Origin of the sequence: Nocardia sp. SSK8, assembly GCF_037034205.1 — a bacterium.
Lineage (GTDB): Bacteria > Actinomycetota > Actinomycetes > Mycobacteriales > Mycobacteriaceae > Nocardia.
In genome coordinates, this window is the sequence record NZ_JBAGKD010000007.1 from 25,585 (window position 1) to 40,903 (window position 15,319).

General features: G+C 68.6%; 17 protein-coding genes and 1 pseudogene. 11 read left to right on the forward strand and 7 right to left on the reverse strand.

Annotated features, from left to right (window positions below):
• The first annotated feature begins 3 nt into the window (after window positions 1-3).
• The 4 genes from WA675_RS15075 to WA675_RS15090 all read left to right on the forward strand — a co-directional run bounded on the left by WA675_RS15075 (window position 4) and on the right by WA675_RS15090 (window position 2,234).
• Window positions 4-366 (forward strand): hypothetical protein, encoded by a 363-nt coding sequence (locus tag WA675_RS15075; RefSeq protein ID WP_336085024.1) that lies wholly within the window; start codon window positions 4-6, stop codon window positions 364-366.
• Window positions 367-402: 36 nt separating this feature from the next.
• Window positions 403-1,083: an HNH endonuclease family protein gene (locus tag WA675_RS15080; RefSeq protein ID WP_336085025.1), complete on the forward strand. Its 681-nt coding sequence runs from the start codon at window positions 403-405 to the stop codon at window positions 1,081-1,083.
• A 338-nt stretch (window positions 1,084-1,421) separates the two neighbouring features.
• The gene (locus WA675_RS15085; RefSeq protein WP_336085027.1) at window positions 1,422-1,691 is read left to right on the forward strand and encodes a hypothetical protein; all 270 of its coding nucleotides are present in this window, start codon (window positions 1,422-1,424) and stop codon (window positions 1,689-1,691) included.
• A gap of 177 nt (window positions 1,692-1,868) precedes the next feature.
• Window positions 1,869-2,234, forward strand: a complete 366-nt coding sequence (locus WA675_RS15090) for a hypothetical protein (protein ID WP_336085029.1) — start codon at window positions 1,869-1,871, stop codon at window positions 2,232-2,234.
• A gap of 19 nt (window positions 2,235-2,253) precedes the next feature.
• Here WA675_RS15090 and WA675_RS15095 read toward each other — a convergent pair whose 3' ends face one another.
• Window positions 2,254-2,820, reverse strand: coding sequence for a hypothetical protein (locus WA675_RS15095; protein WP_336085031.1), 567 nt, complete (start codon window positions 2,818-2,820; stop codon window positions 2,254-2,256).
• A 367-nt stretch (window positions 2,821-3,187) separates the two neighbouring features.
• On the opposite strand from WA675_RS15095, the gene WA675_RS15100 reads away from it, so the two are divergent.
• Both WA675_RS15100 and WA675_RS15105 read left to right on the forward strand, forming a co-directional pair.
• Window positions 3,188-4,102: a LysR family transcriptional regulator gene (locus tag WA675_RS15100; RefSeq protein ID WP_336085033.1), complete on the forward strand. Its 915-nt coding sequence runs from the start codon at window positions 3,188-3,190 to the stop codon at window positions 4,100-4,102.
• A 195-nt stretch (window positions 4,103-4,297) separates the two neighbouring features.
• Window positions 4,298-4,975: a type 1 glutamine amidotransferase domain-containing protein gene (locus WA675_RS15105; RefSeq protein WP_336085035.1), complete on the forward strand. Its 678-nt coding sequence runs from the start codon at window positions 4,298-4,300 to the stop codon at window positions 4,973-4,975.
• A gap of 48 nt (window positions 4,976-5,023) precedes the next feature.
• Here WA675_RS15105 and WA675_RS15110 read toward each other — a convergent pair whose 3' ends face one another.
• On the reverse strand, window positions 5,024-5,830 hold the full coding sequence (locus tag WA675_RS15110; RefSeq protein ID WP_336085458.1) for a sulfurtransferase: 807 nt from the start codon (window positions 5,828-5,830) through the stop codon (window positions 5,024-5,026).
• 521 nt (window positions 5,831-6,351) lie between these two features.
• Between WA675_RS15110 and WA675_RS15115 the strand changes: the two are divergent.
• Both WA675_RS15115 and WA675_RS15120 read left to right on the forward strand, forming a co-directional pair.
• Window positions 6,352-7,554: pseudogene (locus WA675_RS15115) on the forward strand (benzoate/H(+) symporter BenE family transporter).
• 46 nt (window positions 7,555-7,600) lie between these two features.
• On the forward strand, window positions 7,601-7,858 hold the full coding sequence (locus WA675_RS15120; protein WP_336085037.1) for a hypothetical protein: 258 nt from the start codon (window positions 7,601-7,603) through the stop codon (window positions 7,856-7,858).
• 151 nt (window positions 7,859-8,009) lie between these two features.
• Here WA675_RS15120 and WA675_RS15125 read toward each other — a convergent pair whose 3' ends face one another.
• From WA675_RS15125 to pdhA, 3 genes are read right to left on the reverse strand one after another with little or no spacing between them, the layout of a single operon-like run.
• On the reverse strand, window positions 8,010-9,332 hold the full coding sequence (locus WA675_RS15125) for a dihydrolipoamide acetyltransferase family protein (RefSeq protein ID WP_336085039.1): 1,323 nt from the start codon (window positions 9,330-9,332) through the stop codon (window positions 8,010-8,012).
• Between the two features lie 16 nt (window positions 9,333-9,348).
• Window positions 9,349-10,320: an alpha-ketoacid dehydrogenase subunit beta gene (locus WA675_RS15130; protein WP_336085041.1), complete on the reverse strand. Its 972-nt coding sequence runs from the start codon at window positions 10,318-10,320 to the stop codon at window positions 9,349-9,351.
• The gene (gene pdhA / locus WA675_RS15135; protein ID WP_336085042.1) at window positions 10,317-11,399 is read right to left on the reverse strand and encodes a pyruvate dehydrogenase (acetyl-transferring) E1 component subunit alpha; all 1,083 of its coding nucleotides are present in this window, start codon (window positions 11,397-11,399) and stop codon (window positions 10,317-10,319) included. The genes WA675_RS15130 and pdhA overlap by 4 nt, the downstream gene beginning before the upstream one ends.
• Before the next feature lie 171 nt (window positions 11,400-11,570).
• Here pdhA and WA675_RS15140 point away from each other — a divergent pair, with 171 nt between their 5' ends.
• Both WA675_RS15140 and WA675_RS15145 read left to right on the forward strand, forming a co-directional pair.
• The gene (locus WA675_RS15140; protein WP_336085045.1) at window positions 11,571-12,065 is read left to right on the forward strand and encodes an Lrp/AsnC family transcriptional regulator; all 495 of its coding nucleotides are present in this window, start codon (window positions 11,571-11,573) and stop codon (window positions 12,063-12,065) included.
• Between the two features lie 45 nt (window positions 12,066-12,110).
• Window positions 12,111-12,917 carry an SDR family oxidoreductase gene (locus tag WA675_RS15145; RefSeq protein ID WP_336085047.1) on the forward strand — a complete coding sequence of 269 codons (807 nt, stop codon included), beginning with the start codon at window positions 12,111-12,113 and terminating at the stop codon, window positions 12,915-12,917.
• Here WA675_RS15145 and WA675_RS15150 read toward each other — a convergent pair.
• A complete protein-coding gene (locus WA675_RS15150; RefSeq protein WP_336085050.1) occupies window positions 12,914-13,330 on the reverse strand; it encodes an acyl-CoA thioesterase in 417 nt (138 codons plus the stop codon). The genes WA675_RS15145 and WA675_RS15150 overlap by 4 nt on opposite strands.
• Before the next feature lie 32 nt (window positions 13,331-13,362).
• A complete protein-coding gene (locus WA675_RS15155; RefSeq protein ID WP_336085052.1) occupies window positions 13,363-14,313 on the reverse strand; it encodes an AraC family transcriptional regulator in 951 nt (316 codons plus the stop codon).
• Window positions 14,314-14,437: 124 nt separating this feature from the next.
• Between WA675_RS15155 and WA675_RS15160 the strand changes: the two genes are divergently transcribed.
• Window positions 14,438-15,283, forward strand: a complete 846-nt coding sequence (locus WA675_RS15160) for an NAD(P)H-binding protein (RefSeq protein WP_336085054.1) — start codon at window positions 14,438-14,440, stop codon at window positions 15,281-15,283.
• Window positions 15,284-15,319: the final 36 nt, after the last annotated feature.

Consider the following 15,319-nt stretch of genomic DNA (forward strand, 5'->3'; position numbering starts at 1 on the left):
AGCATGACGATTCTGCTCCAGGTACTCGAGCAGAGCTATACCCCGGCAACCCCGTGGGAGCGGCGCAAATTCACCTTCGTCGATGCCGCGAAGATCGTCGGCATGCGCCTGGACGGGCAGTCCGGCGTCTGGCTGGATCTGTCCCGGCCCGGTGAGTCCCAGCGGCTCGCGCACACCGCCGACCCGCGCGAGTCCATCACCTTCCTGCTCACCGTGTTCGCCAAGATCGCCGAGTGCGAGGACCGCGGCGGTTCCTGGCTGATCGGGCACGACGGCACCCGTGTCGCCTCCATCGCGGCCACCCGTTTCCCGCCGCACGCCAGCGAGCAGGCCGCCGACGATATCCTCGCGCGGGCCTGGCTCTAGCCGAACCTGTCGGTACCACCGGCTACACCTGCGGGTATGGCGAAACTGACGTGGTTGCTCGTGCCGGTGCTCGCGGCCGCGAGCTGCGCCGTGCACGCCGACCCGGTGCGCCCCGCACCGGGCAGTCCCACCCGTGCCGAAGTGACGGCGCTGCTCGACCAGGTACGCGTCATCCCCAGCCGTCCCCACCCCGGCGGCTACGAGCGCGGCTGCAAGACCGGCCAGGCCTGCGTCTTCGGCCCCGCCTGGTCCGACGACACCGACGCCCCCGGCGGGCACGACGGCTGCGACACCCGCAACAACGTCCTGGCCGCCCAGCTCCGCGACGTCGTCCGCCGCGGCCGCTGCGTGGTCGTCGAGGGCGTCCTCACCGACCCCTACACCGCCACCGAAGTCCCCTTCCGCAAATCCGAGGCCGGTCGCGTCCAGATCGACCACGTCTACCCGTTGGCCGCGGCCTGGGACATGGGCGCCGCCACCTGGCCCACCGCCCTCCGCCACCGCTTCGCCAACGACGTCACGATCAACCTCCTGGCCACCACCGCGTCAGCCAACCAGGCCAAACGCGACAGCACCCCCAGCACCTGGCTCCCACCCGCCCCCGCCAACCACTGCTTCTACGCCGCCAAGTACCTGACCGTAGCGGTGACCTACGCCCTGCCCGTCACCCGCGCCGACCACACCGCCCTCGCCGAGGTCTCCCGTACATGTCCCTAACGACCTCGTGCATAGTTGGCTGGCGGGGGCTGGGATGATCTTGGTGTAGGTCGTGGGGCGGTGTTGTCGCGGCGTCGGGTGACGGGGGCTCAGCCCGCAAGATGACAACCGAGCCCAGCCTGCGGCCGGTCACAGCTCTCGGCAACTATGCACGAGGTCGTTAGCCGCCCCCGCACGGATTCCGATTTAACTGACCGCCGATAGCCCAGACGCACTGCACCGCAACAGATTCGATGCGACCGAAATCGACCATCGAACCCCGGCGAAGTAGAGTCCGAGTGGCCCGACCAGCATCGGACCACGCAGGAATATCGAAGACGTGCGAGTTGGAGAATGTGATGTACGAGGAAGTTCTAGGTGGCGAAAATGGGCAGGCTCCGCCGATCAAGAGCTACGACACTTCTATCCATCCAAATTTTCCGGTGGTGGACACGAGTAAATTCAAGACGCTTCGCGATTACACCGGCGAGCTCATTAAAGCCAATGCTGCCCAAGCGGCGGCGGTGGGGTTCTACTTCAGCTCGAAAGATCGCCCCGTCGCCAAAAAATTGTTCGACCACTATTATCGCGTGACCGGTGTGCGGGCGGATCACATCAGATTGAACTGAGGCAGCAGTCCCACATCTGCGACATCTACAATTTCCATACCGACGATGATTACGGCAACATGGCCCAGTCCGCCGTGAACACCATGGCGCAGAGCGAGGAACTCGGCCTCGCCAAGTCGTTCCTGGTATACGGTTCCGGTGCGGTGCACTCCTGGTCGGGTTCGAAATAGGTGGGATATGTCTGATAGGAACAGCAGGACCGATGATGTACTGGTCCCGGCGATCTTCGGAGTCATCATCGGCGGCTTACTGGCGGTGATCGCCTATTTCCCCTTGGTTGTGCTACTGCAGAGCGTCTTCGACGTGCCCGAGCCCACTGCGACTCCCAAGAAATACCGAGGCGACACGGAACCGATCTCGCCGTGGTATTGGATAACGTGGATGGTTCCGGCGCTCGTCGCGATTCCCGCCGGATTGGGATTGTCCTGGTGGCGGCGCATCCGAGTTTTCGCACTGGCGTCTACGGTGACATTCGTCCTCGGCGCTGCCGTGGTTGCCGCTGTCGTGATTTCCTTCGAGATCAACGGATTCGCACCCGACTGACCTGACCGGAGTAGCCGGGTCAGACGGAGACAGCGTGTTCGAACCACACGTTGTCTCCGTATCCGTACCGAATGGTACCCAGGTCGACGATCACCTTCTCCGGGAGTTCGAATTCGCTCGCGTTGTAGACCGGGGTGGCCCGGCCGGACTCGTAGCCCAAAGCGCCGGAGATCCGCTGGATCGTGGTCGTTATCGCGTCCTGGCGAGTCGCGGCCGACTTCTTCAGCGCGTCGACGGCGGAGGTGATCTGAGATTTGGTCGGCTCGTCCATCGGCTGGTCGATCAGCTGCGCCCAACTGGCCAGGGGGAGCGTGAAATTAGCGAAAGTCATGCACTTCGTGAGAGCGCTCACCAGGTCCGCGGCCTGGTTGTAGACAAGCCGTTCGAGCAGTAACGCGCCGTTCTCGACGATCTTGGAGACCGCGTCGAGATCGATGCTGCGGGTGTCGAACGACTGTCCGAGGGTGGTCGCGGTAGCTCCGAACGCGGTCGCGGCTGCACCGGTCCAGTCGGCCTGTATCCACCCGGTGCCCGCGGACAGCCTGTGCCTGGGGCGCGGCGTCGCCTTCGCGGAGGCGGTATTCATCGACGACAACCTGACCAACGTCGCGCGGGTTCGATCAGCTGGAATACCCAGTCGCTGGGCACGTTGGGGATGGACCTCACCCGAACACGACACAGTCGCGGCCGCACAAGGAATCGACTCGATCGACCTTCACGAGCTGGACAGACTATGAGCGGCTACCCGGCTTGATCGACAGGTGGCCTATGTCATTTTCCTGATGTAGCCCCAATGATGCGGGGACCTTCCGAGGTGGTTGGAACATGCCAATTGCAGCGCCTACCTGGGAGTTCCCGCTCATTGGGCACCCTCGTGCCGTGCCTGGCCGTTCGACCCCAGTACTGAGACAGCCGTCGTGCGCCGTGGCACACTGGCGACCAGAATGAGGGACATGGCAGTGGACAAACCCCCTTCTCTGGACCTTCTACGGACGTTCCTCGCGGTCTACCGAACAGGAACGTTCACCGGTACCGCCAAGCTCCTCGCCATCACGCAACCCACTGTCACCAACCATATCGGGACACTGGAACGGCAGCTGGGGCGTGAACTGTTCGAACGAAGCGCGGCCGGAGTAACGCCCACCGCCTACGCCCACGAGATGACCATCGCCTTCGGCGACCATCTCGACCATATCGACCGGTTCTTCCTCGACGAGTTCACCGACTCCCCGTCGATGCGGACGATCCACCTCGGTGGACCGCCCGAATTTACTGCTGGCTGCCTGATCCCAGCGCTGACCGGCCTCGACACTGCGGCTTTCCCCCGCATAGAAATGGCCTTCGGCCTGGCCGACGACCTCATCTCCGACCTGGCCAACGGTCATCTGGATTTGGTCGTATCCACCGTCCGGCCGCGCGAACCCGGTGTCACCGCCTGGCCAATCGCCGACGAGGAATTCTGGCTCGTCGGCGCGCCCTTGATCGCCCCGCAATCGCCAGGCCTGGACAGCATCCAGCAACTGCCGGTCGTCACCTTCAGTCGCACGCTACCGCTGGTGCGCCGATACTGGACGACGGTCTTCGACCAACAACCCGACCTGCGCGTAGCCGCGGTGTTACCCAACTTGTTCGCTGTGAAGTCAGCAGTGGTGCATGGAATGGGTATGAGCGTGCTGCCCAGTTACCTCGTCTCCAGCGAGGTAACTGATGGCACTCTGGTCCGTCTGCATGACCCCGACGTCCCGCCGATCAACACCCTGTATCTGGCAGGTCGAACGGCGGAACTGAACAGAAAGTCTCGGCTCCGCGCCGTTGCCGCAACGATCGTCGAGGCTGTCAAGAAGCATCAAGCTGCCATCACACCGTGACGGCCCTTGGCGCGATGGGGGCCACTGCACGCCATCGTTGGTGGTGACGGTGGATGATCGTGGCCATAAACAAACTGATCGGCTTCACCGAAGGTTCACCGATACAGTCGATTTCGGCGACACCCCGTAACTCATCTCGGCCGCGAATGACGCCGTGGCCAACGGGAGCCACCAATATCAAGGGGATCACAAAACATGAGTAACGGACGCGTTCTGTTCATCCTGACCAGCCACGACGACCTCGGCGGAATCCGTAAGACCGGCTTCTACGTCAACGAGGCCGCGCACCCCTGGAAAGTACTCACCGAGGCCGGCTACGTCGTGGACCTGGCGTCGGTCAAGGGTGGGGTTCCGCCGCAGGACGGCCGTGACGTTACCGATGCCGACCAAGAAGCGTTCCTGAGCAACCCGCATATCGCTCAGCAGCTCGCCAACACCAGCACCGTCACCGACTACGATGCGGCCGACTACGACGCCGTCGTCTACATCGGCGGCCACGGCACCGTGTTCGACTTTCCTGGCAACAAGGCCTTGGCCCAGTTCTCCGCACAGGTCTACGACAACGGCGGCGTCGTCGCGGCGGTCTGTCACGGCCCTGCGGGCCTGCTCGACATCACTCTCTCCGACGGCAGCTACCTCGTCGCCGGAAAGAATGTCACCAGCTTCACGAACGAGGAAGAGGCCGCGGTCGGTCTCACCGACGTCGTTCCCGTACTACTCGAAACGGCCCTCAACGACCTCGGCGCCGTCCACCACCCGGCACCGAACTTCACCGATAACGTCATCGTTGACGGTCGTCTGGTCACCGGGCAGAACCCCGCTTCGGCTACCAGCCTCGGCGAAGCCATCGTCAAGGTGCTCGCGAATCGCTGACCGAACACACCTGCCCGTAAGCGATGCCGGCAACTTCGGGTGCGGCGGCTACTCGCCGGTGGCGACCGGGCGTTTCGGGTCGTTGGACCATTGGGACCACGAGCCCGGGTAGAGGGTGGCGGGGATGCCTGCGAGGGCGAGGGCGGCGATCTGGTGGGCGGCGGTGACGCCGGAGCCGCAGTAGACGGCGACGGGGCCGGAGCCGAGGGCGGTGAAGCGGGCGCGGAGTTCTTCCGGGGTGCGGAAATGGCTGGTGGCGTCGAGGTTTTCGGTGGTGGGGGCGCTGATGGCGCCGGGGATGTGGCCTGCTCGGGGGTCGACCGGTTCGACCTCGCCGCGGTAGCGTTCGACGGCGCGGGCGTCGAGGAGCAGGCCGGGCCAGGTCGCGGCGGCGTCGGTGTCGATGACGGGGAGACCGCCGGGGCGGACGATGAGGGCGCCGGGTTCGGGGTCGGGTTCGGCGCCGGTGGCGAGCGGGCCGCCCGCGGCGGTCCAGGCGGGCAGGCCGCCGTCGAGGATGCGCACGTCGGCCAGGCCCGCCCAGCGCAGCAGCCACCACGCGCGGGCCGCGGCCATGCCACCGGTGGCGTCGTAGACCACCACGGTGGCGCCGTCACCGAGTCCCCAACTGCGCGCGCACTTCTCGAAGGTGCCCGGGTCGGGCAGCGGGTGCCTGCCGCGCGACGAGGCGGGCGCGGCGGCCAGCTCGGTCTCCAGGTCGACGAACACCGCACCCGGAATATGCCCGTCCAGATAGTGCTGCGGACCATCCGGATCACCCAGCGCCCACCGCACATCGAGCAGATGAATCTTCTTGTCCGCCAGCTCTTCCCGCAGCTGCGCCGCCGAAACCACCACCGCGCCCACGCCCACTCCTCCTAGCCGAATCGACCACCGAGCCCCCGTAGCGCCAGCCTACGCACCCTATCCCGGCCACCGGAACGAAATCCGGCGGCATCACCACACCGACCTGTCAGCAGACCGGTCAGCCAGAGAGGGAGCCGGGACAACGAGGCCGTCGCCCCGAGGCCGAAGGGCACTCGACGAGTCAGCGGCATTCGCGGTAGCAGCAACGCGACAGCCCGACAGCAGAACGCGACAACCCCAACGGAACGCGCCAGCAGCAGCGGCGGCAGCGGCAGCAGCGGCAGCAGCGGCGGCGGCAGCGGCGGCAGCAGCGGCAGCAGCGGCGGCGGCAGCGGCGGCAGCGGCGGCAGCGGCGGCAGCGGCGGCAGCGGCGGCAACGGCAGGCGGCAGCGGCAGCAATAACAGCAACAGCAACAGCAACAGCGGCGGCAGAGGCAACAGCGGAGATCAGGCCAGTTTCGGGGTACTGGCAGGCGACGGCGGGGTCGGGGGGCGGCAGGATCTGGGCAATGTCGCAGGTCTCTACCGTTGAATCCCAGGTCGCTGTCGAGCGGGCGGGGATCGCGCAACCGCTCGGGGCGGGGGCGATCACCGCGCTGGTGGGGTTCACCAGTTCGTTCGCTGTGGTGCTGAGTGGGTTGCGGGCGGTGGGGGCGAGTCCGGCGCAGGCGGCGTCGGGGCTGCTGGTGCTGTGCCTGACGCAGGGCATCGGCATTCTGCTGCTGAGTTTCCGGTACCGGATTCCGATCACGCTGGCCTAGTCGACGCCGGGTGCGGCGCTGCTGGCCGGTACCGGGCTGGTGGCCGGTGGGTGGGCGGGCGCGGTCGCGGCCTTCGCGGTGACGGGGGTGCTCATCGTGATCACCGGGCTGTGGCAGCGGCTCGGCGCGCTGGTCGCCGCGATTCCGGTGCCGCTCGCGCAGGCCATGCTCGCGGGGGTGCTGGTGCCGCTGTGCCTGGCGCCGGTGCAGGCGCTGCGCACCTCGCCCGCGGTGGTGGTGCCGGTGATCCTCGTGTGGCTGGTGCTCCAGCGGTTCGCGCCGAAGTGGGCCGTGCTGGTCGCCTTCGCCACCGCGGCGATCGGCACTGGCATCGATATCGCCGTCAGCCACCGCCACCTCGATCTCGCCGCCATGGTGCCGTCGATGGAATGGACCGTGCCGCACTGGCATTGGCAGGCCGTGGTCGGCATCGCGGTGCCGCTCTACATCGTCACCATGGCCTCGCAGAACATCCCCGGCGTGGCCGTCATGCGCTCCTTCGACTTCCAGGTCCCGTGGCGGGCGTCCATGCTGGTCACCGGTATCGGCACCCTCGCGGGCGCGATGGCGGGCGGCCACGCGATCAACCTCGCCGCCATCAGCGCCGCCCTCTCGGCCGCCCCCGGCGCGAGCCCCGACCCGAAACGCCGCTGGATCGCCGCGGCCACCGCGGGCGCCACCTACCTCGTCCTCGGCCTGGCCTCCGCCGCCCTGGTCACCCTGATCGCGGCCGCCCCCGCGGGCACCCTCGAAACCGTCGCTGGCCTGGCCCTGCTCGCCACCCTCGCCGCGGCCCTCACCGGCGCCCTGACCGACCCCGACGACCGCCTCCCCGCCCTGGTCACCTTCCTCGTCGCCGCCTCCGGCACCACCCTCTTCGGCATCGGCGGCGCCTTCTGGGCCCTCCTCGCAGGCCTCCTCCTCCGGCGCTTCCTCCCTCGCACCACCTGAGACCAGATCCGCGCTCTGCTCTGCCACCACAGGCAGGATGGAGAGCATGACCGAGAGCACCGGCGAGTACTCGATCACCATGCCCCGCGCCATCGCCGAGGCAGCCCGCGCACGCAGCGGGCCCTCCGGACTGTCGGCGTATGTCTCCGCCGCCGTCGCCCGCCAGCTCGAGCGGGACAATCTCAATGAGATCATCGCGGTCGCCGAAGCCGAGCACGGTCCGGTGACCGACGAGGAAATCCAGGCACTGCGCGAGCGACTTCAGCAGATCCGTGCCACGCAGGGCGGCCAGGGCACGGCGTGAGCAGCGTGACGCCCGGCGGCACGCTGGTCCTGGACTGCGAAGGTCTGGCCAAGGCCGTGGCACGCGATCGCACCGTCACAGGGTGGCTCGCGCCGATGACATGCGCGGAAGCAGGATCGCGGTCGTCGAGATCTAGCCGCGACGAAGCGACTCAGACGCGGCTGAGCAAGGTGAGGGGATCTTCGAGGAACCCCGCCGTGGTGGCCAGGAAACGAGCGCCCAGCTCTCCGTCGACCATGCGGTGATCGAAGCTCAGCCCGAGCGTGGTGACCCAGCGGACGGCCAGTTCGTCACGGAACACCCAGGGGCGCTTGCGGATCGAGCCGAGGCATAGGATGGCCGCCTCGCCCGGGTTGACCAGGGGCACGCCGGAATCCACGCCGAAGACCCCCACATTGGTGATCGTGAACGTGCCCCCGCGCAGGTCGGCGGGGGTGGCATTGCCGGAGCGGGCCGTCTCGGCCGACCAGCTGATCTCGCGGCACAGTTCGTGCAGGCTGAGCGTCTGCGCCTCTTTGAGATTGGGGACGAGCAGCCCGCGCTCGGCGGCGACGGCGATGCCCAGGTTCACATAGTGCTTGGTGACGATCTCCTGGTTCGCCTCGTCCCAAGCGGCATTGATCGCCGGGTACTCGGCGATCGCGGCGAGGGTGGCCTTGGCGACCAGCGCCAACGGGGTGAGGGTGAGGCCCTCGAAGGATTTGGTGGTGCGCAGGTGGTCGAGCAGTTCCATCGAGGCGGTGCAGTCGACGGTGACGAAGGTGCTGGCCTGCGGAATCGTGCGGGAACTGGCCTGCATGGCGGCGGCGGTGCGCTTGCGCACGCCCGAGATCGGGGTGCGTTCCTCGCGCGCGGTCGGCTCGATCAGGCCGCCGTCGGTGTCGGTGACGCGGGTGTGCGGCAGGGGCGGTATCTCCCCGTTGCGGGCGGGCGTGCGCGGCGTGGTGACCGGTACCGCCGCGCGCACGTCCTCGACGGTCACCGCGCCCTCGGGCCCGGATCCCGCGACGTACCAGAGATCGATGCCGAGCTCCTTGGCCAGTTTGCGCGCCGCGGGCGTCGCCGCCGCCCGGTGCGTGCTCGGCGTGCTGGCCGCCATCGCCGCAGGCGCGGCTTTCCTTCTCCGTGAGGTACTTTCGGCCTCCGGCCCGTACCCGACCAGCACATCGTTACGGCCGACGCTCTCCGCGGTGGGCGGTGCCGCCACCTCGAGATCGTTGCGCACCCGGATCAGCGGCGCACCCACCGGCACCGTGTCGCCCGGCTGGGCCAGCAGCTCGACGACCACCCCGGAGAACGGCGAGGGCAGCGCCACCACGGCCTTCGCGGTCTCCACCTCGGCGATGGTCTGGTTCAGTTCCACCCGGTCGCCGACCGCGACCGACCACGACACCAGGTCGCCGTCGGCGAGGCCCTCGCCCAGGTCGGGCAGGCGGAATTCGAGAACATGACCGTCGTCGGCTTGTTCCGGCACTAGGGCACCTTTCTGGTCACGCGAGACAGCGATCGACGGCCGCCAGAACGCGGTCGGGGTCGGGCAGGTGGTGCTTTTCGAGCTTAGCCGGGGGGTAGGGGATGTCGTAGCCACCGACGCGCAGCACCGGCGCCTCCAAGTGATAGAAGCAGCGTTCGGTGATCCGCGCGGCGATCTCGGCGCCGAGCCCGGCGAACACCGGGGCCTCGTGCACCACGATCAGCCTGCCGGTCTTGTCCACCGAATCCGCGATGGTGTCCACATCCAGCGGCGAGAGGCTGCGCAGATCGATCACCTCGAGCGAATGTCCTTCCTCGGCGGCGATCTTCGCGGCGGTCAGCGCGCTGGCGACGGTGCCGCCGTAGGCGACGATCGTGGCGTCGGTACCGGCGGTACACACCCTGGCCCGGTGCAGGGGCAGATCCGGTTCGCCGTCGAAATCGACCTCGGCCTTGTCCCAGTAGCGCCGCTTCGGTTCGAAGAAGACCACCGGGTCGTCGAGCGCGATCGCCTGGCGCAGCATCGAATACGCGTCGGCGGGCGTGCTCGGCGCGACGACCCGCAGCCCGGCGGTATGCGCGAAATACGCCTCCGGCGATTCCGAATGATGCTCCACCGCGCCGATCCCGCCACCGAACGGAATGCGAATCGTCAACGGCGCCTTCACCTTACCGCCGGTGCGGTAGTGGATCTTGGCGACCTGGGAGACGATCTGGTCGAAGGCCGGATAGACGAACCCGTCGAACTGGATCTCCACCACCGGCCGGTAACCGCGCAGCGCCATACCGAAAGCCGTTCCGACGATGCCGGATTCGGCCAGCGGCGTGTCGATGACGCGATTGTCGCCGAAGTCTTTCTGCAGGGTGTCGGTGACCCGGAAGACCCCACCGAGCCTGCCGATGTCCTCGCCCAGCAGCACGACCTTGGCGTCGTCTTCCATCGAACGGCGCAGCCCGGTGTTGAGCGCCGCGGCGAAGGTGGTGATCATGACTGCGCTCCTTCGGCGAGATACTCCGAGAACCGCTGGGCCTCTTCGGTGATCAGCGGATGCTCCGTGGCGTAGACGTGGTCGAACATGCTCGCCGGATCCGGGTCGGGGAACTCCAGCGTCGCGGCGCGCACCCGGCGGGCGACATCGTCGGCGGTCGCGGCCACCTGCCGGGCGAACTCGGGATCGAGCAGGCCCTCGCGGTCGAGCAGCAGCCGCATCCGTTCGATGGGGTCGCGCTGGGCCCAGTACTCGGTGTCGGCGGCGGTGCGGTAGCGGGTGGGGTCGTCGGCGGTGGTGTGCGGGCCCATCCGGTAGGTCATGGCCTCGATGAAGGTGGGGCCGCCGCCGGAGCGCGCCCGCTCGACGGCCTGCCGGGTGACGGCAAGGACCGCCAGCACATCATTGCCGTCGACCTGCACCCCCGCCATGCCGTATCCGTCGGCCCGGCGCACCAGCGGCACATGACTCTGCACCGCCACCGGTTCGCTGATCGCCCACTGATTGTTCTGGCAGAAGAACACCACCGGCGCGGTCCAGGCCGAGGCGAAGCCGAGCGCCTCGGCGATATCGCCCTGGCTGGTGGCGCCGTCGCCGAAGTAGGCGATGGTGGCGATATCGGCGCCGTCGAGATGGGCGGCGTAGGCGTAGCCGGTGGCGTGCAGGCCCTGCGAGCCGACGACGATATTGGCATTGGTCATCCGCACCGATTCGGGGTCCCAGCAGTGGTGCGAGACGCCGCGCCACAGGGCGGTGAGCTGCTCGGGCGGGACGCCACGGCAGTAGGCCACCGCGGTCTCACGGTAGGAGGAGAACACGTAGTCGTCGGGGTGCAGCGCGTGCGCGGAGCCGACCTGGGCGGCCTCCTGGCCGAGTAGCGGCGGCCACAGGCCGAGCTGACCCTGGCGCTGCAAGGCGGTGGCCTCGACGTCGATCCGGCGGGTCACCACCAGGTCCTCGTAGAGCGCGCGCAACTTTCCGGCATCCACGTCGGCGACCAGTGCGGCGTGCTCGCGATCGAACACGCGACGGCCGTCGGGTTGCACCAGCTGGACCGGGTAGGTCTGCTTCTGCGGCATCGAGATCGCCTCCTCTCCACCGCGCCTTGTGGGCCCGATGCGGGTACGACAATCGCGGAGTGCGATGTGTATCACTCAGCATCCACGATTACGCCGACTGCGCAAGCGATCAACACAGGAATGAGCAGAATGCATGGTCTGGAGCGGTCGAACGCTGTCATACTGCGTTGTATGACCAGTCGCGAACCCGACGCCGTGACACTCGACGCCACCGACGCGCGACTGCTGCGCGAGCTGATCGCCAACCCGCGCGCCACCGGGGTGGAGCTGGCCGCCCGGCTGGGGCTCTCGCGCAATACGGTGCAGGCCCGGCTGGCCCGCTGGGACAGCGGTGGGGTGCTGGGCAGCTTCGAGCGGCGGGTGGAACCGCGAGCGCTCGGCTATCCCCTCTCGGCGTTCGTCGCGGTGGTGGTCGACCAGCATCAGCTCGACACCGTCGTCGACGAGCTGGCCGAGGTGCCCGAGGTCACCGAGGTGTGCGGCACGACCGGTTCGGTCGACCTCACCGTGCGCGTGGTCGCCCGCGACGCCGACGATCTCTACCGCATCGCCGGGCAGATCCTCGAGATCCCCGGCGTCGAGCGCACCAATATGGCGCTGGTCATGCGCGAGCTGGTCGGCCCGCGCACCGGTCCGCTGCTGGATCGGCTGGCCGGTCCGGCCTGAGCCGGAACCCTTCCCCGCCGTGACGGCCGCGGTTAGGGTGCGGGCATGGAAATCGAGGGCAAGGTCGCGATCGTCACCGGCGCGGGCGGGGGTATCGGCGCGGGATTGGCGCGGCGGCTGGTGGCCGGTGGTGCGCGGGTGGTCGTGGCGGATCTGGACGCGGACACCGCGGCGAAGGTTGCCGGTGAGCTGGGCGAGCGGGCGGTCGCGGTCGGCGGGGACGTGGCCGACCGGCAGGTCATCGCGGAATTGATCGCGACGGCCGAACGCGAATTCGGCCCGGTGGACCTGTATTTCGCGAACGCGGGCATCGGTGGCGGTCCCGGCCTGGACAGCACCGAGGCGCAGTGGTCGGCCGCGCTCGAGGTGAATGTGCTCGCGCACGTGCGCGCCGCCGAACTGCTGGTGCCCGGCTGGGTCGAGCGCGGCAGCGGGTATTTCGTGTCGACCGCCTCGGCGGCGGGCCTGCTCACCCAGATCGGCTCGGCGCCCTACTCGGTGACCAAGCACGCCGCGGTCGGCTTCGCCGAGTGGCTCTCGGTCACCTACGGCGACCAGGGCGTCCGGGTGAGCTGCCTGTGCCCGATGGGCGTGGACACCCGGCTGCTCAGCGGTGACCTCATCCCCGAGGACCCGGAGGCCGCCGCGCTGGCGATCAAGGCGGTCAAGACCGCGGGCAAGGTGCTCTCCACCGAGGAGGTCGCCGAGACGGTGGTCGAGGCGATGGCCGCCGAGCACTTCCTGATCCTGCCGCACCCGGAGGTGCTGCACATGTACCGCAACAAGGGCGCCGACTACGACCGCTGGATCGCGGGCATGCGCCGGTTCCAGTCGATGCTGACCGCGTCCTAACCGGTGACGAGTTCCGCTGCCGCCGTGCGGATCACCTCGGGGATCGGCACCGGCTTGCGGGTCCGCTCGTCGACGTAGACGTGCACGAACTCGCCGGTGGCGGCGAGTTCGTCGCCCGCCTCGGCGACCCGGAAGATGGCCAGGTCGTAGGTGATGCTGGAGTTGCCCAGCCGCGCGATGCGCAGGCCCACCCGCAGCTCGTCGGGGAAGCTGACCGAGCCGTGGAACCGGCACGAGGTCTGGGCGACGACGCCGAGCGCGGGCAGCGCGGTGATGTCCACGCCGGTGGCCCGCATGAGCCAGGCGTTCACCGCGGTGTCGAAGTAGGAGTAGTAGGTCACGTTGTTCACGTGACCGTACTGGTCGTTGTCGGCCCAGCGGGTCGGCATCGGCCACAGCACGGGGTAGGTCATGGTGTCATCTTGGCAGCCCCGGCCCGGCACGCTCAGGCCGACGAGGCCACCGCCGCCGCGGCTCCCTGCCGGTGATCGCGCGGGCTCACCCCGAAATGCCGTTTGAAGGCGGTGCTCAGCGCGAAGGCGGTGCCGTAGCCGACCTGGTGGGCGATGGATTCCACGGTCGCGTCGGATTCGGCGAGCAGGTCGGCGGCCAGCGAGAGCCGCCATTCGGTCAGGAAGGTCATCGGGGGCTCGCCGACGAGCTCGGTGAACCGGCGGGCCAGCGCGGCCCGGGACATGCCGACCGCCTCGGCCAGCGCGACGACCGTCCACGGATGCGCCGGATTGTGCTGGAGCAGCCGCAGCGCCTTGCCGATCAGCGGGTCGCTGTAGGCGTGATACCAGGCGGGGGCGTCGGACCGGGCGAACCAGGCGCGCAGGGCGGCGATGAGCAGCAGGTCGAGCAGACGGTCGAGCACGGCGCCCTGGGCGGGGCGGTCGCGGGTGACCTCGTCGACGAGCAGGTCGAGCAGCCGGGTGTCGAGATCGCCGCGGGGCAGCACCGCGACCTGTGGGAGCGCGCGCAGCAGGCGCCTGCTCACCGCGCCCGCCGATTCGTAGGTGCCGGTGACCATGAGGGTCTCACCGTCGGGGTCGGTGCCCCACTGGCGAACGCCGAGACTCAGTGTCTCGCAGAGGATCTCACCGTCCGGCGTGGTGGTGACCTGACCCGGCTGGATGATGATCTGCGGTGCCGTGGCGGGATCGTCGGCGACCGTATACGGCTGCGGCCCACGGAAGATCGCGACATCACCGGCGACGAGCTGGCGGGGCGGCGCGGAATCGGTACTGACCCAGGCCTTTCCGCGGATCATCGAGAGCACGGTCAACGGCGCCTCGTCCTGGATCCGCAACGACCACGGCGGGTTCAGCAGCGAGCACATCAGGAACGCGCCACGGGCCCGTGGACCTTCGAGCAATCCGGCCAGAGCATCCATCTGTTCCACCCTAGCGACGACCCGCGCCCGGCAGTACCCATGCCGGTTCGGCGGTAGACGACCGCGCATGGGCGTGAGCGGCACAGCGATGTTCGCGTGGCCGTCCGGCCGGTGTACTGGACACATGCCAGAAAACAGCAATGACCAGCAGCTTTTCCTCGTCACCGGCGGCACGGGCAAGACCGGCAGCCGGGTGGCCGCGCTCCTGGAGGGCGCGGGCCACCGGGTGCGCCTCGGCTCCCGGACCGCCCCGATCCCCTTCGACTGGACCGACCGCGCCACCTGGGCACCCGCCCTCACCGGCGTCGACGCGGTCTATCTCGCCTACCAGCCCGACCTCGCCGTCCCCGGCGCACCGGACGTGGTGCGCGTCTTCACCGCCGCGGCGGTGGCCGCCGGGGTGCGCTCGGTGGTGCTGCTGTCGGGACGCGGCGAGCCCGAGGCCCTGGAATGCGAACGGATCGTGCGGGATTCGGGTCTGTCCTGGACCATCGTGCGGTGCAGCTTCTTCGCGCAGAACTTCAGCGAGGGCGCGTTCCTGCCCGATGTGCTCGCCGGGGCCGTCGCCCTGCCCAACGGGGATGTGCCCGAACCGTTCGTGCACGCCGACGACATCGCCGAAGTGGCCGCCGCCGCCCTCACCGATCCCCGGCACGCGGGCGAACTGTACGAACTGACCGGGCCGCGCGCGCTGACCTTCGCCGAGGCCGTCGGCGAGATCGCCGGGGCCGCCGGGCGCGAGATCGGGTTCGTCCCGGTGCGGCGCACGGAATTCGTTGCGGCCCTGGCGGAATACCAGGTGCCCGACGACGTGATCAGCCTGCTCGACTACCTCTTCGGCACCATTCTCGACGGCCGCAACTCGGCCACCGCCGACGGGGTTCGCCGCGCGCTGGGCCGCGAAGCTCGCGACTTCCGCGACTACGCCGAGGCGACCGCCGCGACCGGAATCTGGACGCCGACCGCCTGACGCCGCGCGCACGACCCGCGCGGCGAGCTCGGTGGG

Excerpts from the sequence above, each read along its gene's own strand:
- WA675_RS15095 (WP_336085031.1), bottom strand. The coding sequence starts at position 2,820 with ATGAATACCGCCTCCGCGAAGGCGACGCCGCGCCCCAGGCACAGGCTG.
- WA675_RS15080 (WP_336085025.1), top strand. The coding sequence starts at position 403 with ATGGCGAAACTGACGTGGTTGCTCGTGCCGGTGCTCGCGGCCGCGAGC.
- WA675_RS15105 (WP_336085035.1), top strand. The coding sequence starts at position 4,298 with ATGAGTAACGGACGCGTTCTGTTCATCCTGACCAGCCACGACGACCTC.
- WA675_RS15140 (WP_336085045.1), top strand. The coding sequence starts at position 11,571 with ATGACCAGTCGCGAACCCGACGCCGTGACACTCGACGCCACCGACGCG.
- WA675_RS15155 (WP_336085052.1), bottom strand. The coding sequence starts at position 14,313 with ATGGATGCTCTGGCCGGATTGCTCGAAGGTCCACGGGCCCGTGGCGCG.
- WA675_RS15120 (WP_336085037.1), top strand. The coding sequence starts at position 7,601 with ATGACCGAGAGCACCGGCGAGTACTCGATCACCATGCCCCGCGCCATC.
- WA675_RS15160 (WP_336085054.1), top strand. The coding sequence starts at position 14,438 with ATGCCAGAAAACAGCAATGACCAGCAGCTTTTCCTCGTCACCGGCGGC.
- WA675_RS15085 (WP_336085027.1), top strand. The coding sequence starts at position 1,422 with ATGTACGAGGAAGTTCTAGGTGGCGAAAATGGGCAGGCTCCGCCGATC.
- WA675_RS15150 (WP_336085050.1), bottom strand. The coding sequence starts at position 13,330 with ATGACCTACCCCGTGCTGTGGCCGATGCCGACCCGCTGGGCCGACAAC.
- WA675_RS15145 (WP_336085047.1), top strand. The coding sequence starts at position 12,111 with ATGGAAATCGAGGGCAAGGTCGCGATCGTCACCGGCGCGGGCGGGGGT.
- WA675_RS15075 (WP_336085024.1), top strand. The coding sequence starts at position 4 with ATGACGATTCTGCTCCAGGTACTCGAGCAGAGCTATACCCCGGCAACC.
- WA675_RS15130 (WP_336085041.1), bottom strand. The coding sequence starts at position 10,320 with ATGATCACCACCTTCGCCGCGGCGCTCAACACCGGGCTGCGCCGTTCG.
- WA675_RS15100 (WP_336085033.1), top strand. The coding sequence starts at position 3,188 with ATGGCAGTGGACAAACCCCCTTCTCTGGACCTTCTACGGACGTTCCTC.
- pdhA (WP_336085042.1), bottom strand. The coding sequence starts at position 11,399 with ATGCCGCAGAAGCAGACCTACCCGGTCCAGCTGGTGCAACCCGACGGC.
- WA675_RS15090 (WP_336085029.1), top strand. The coding sequence starts at position 1,869 with ATGTCTGATAGGAACAGCAGGACCGATGATGTACTGGTCCCGGCGATC.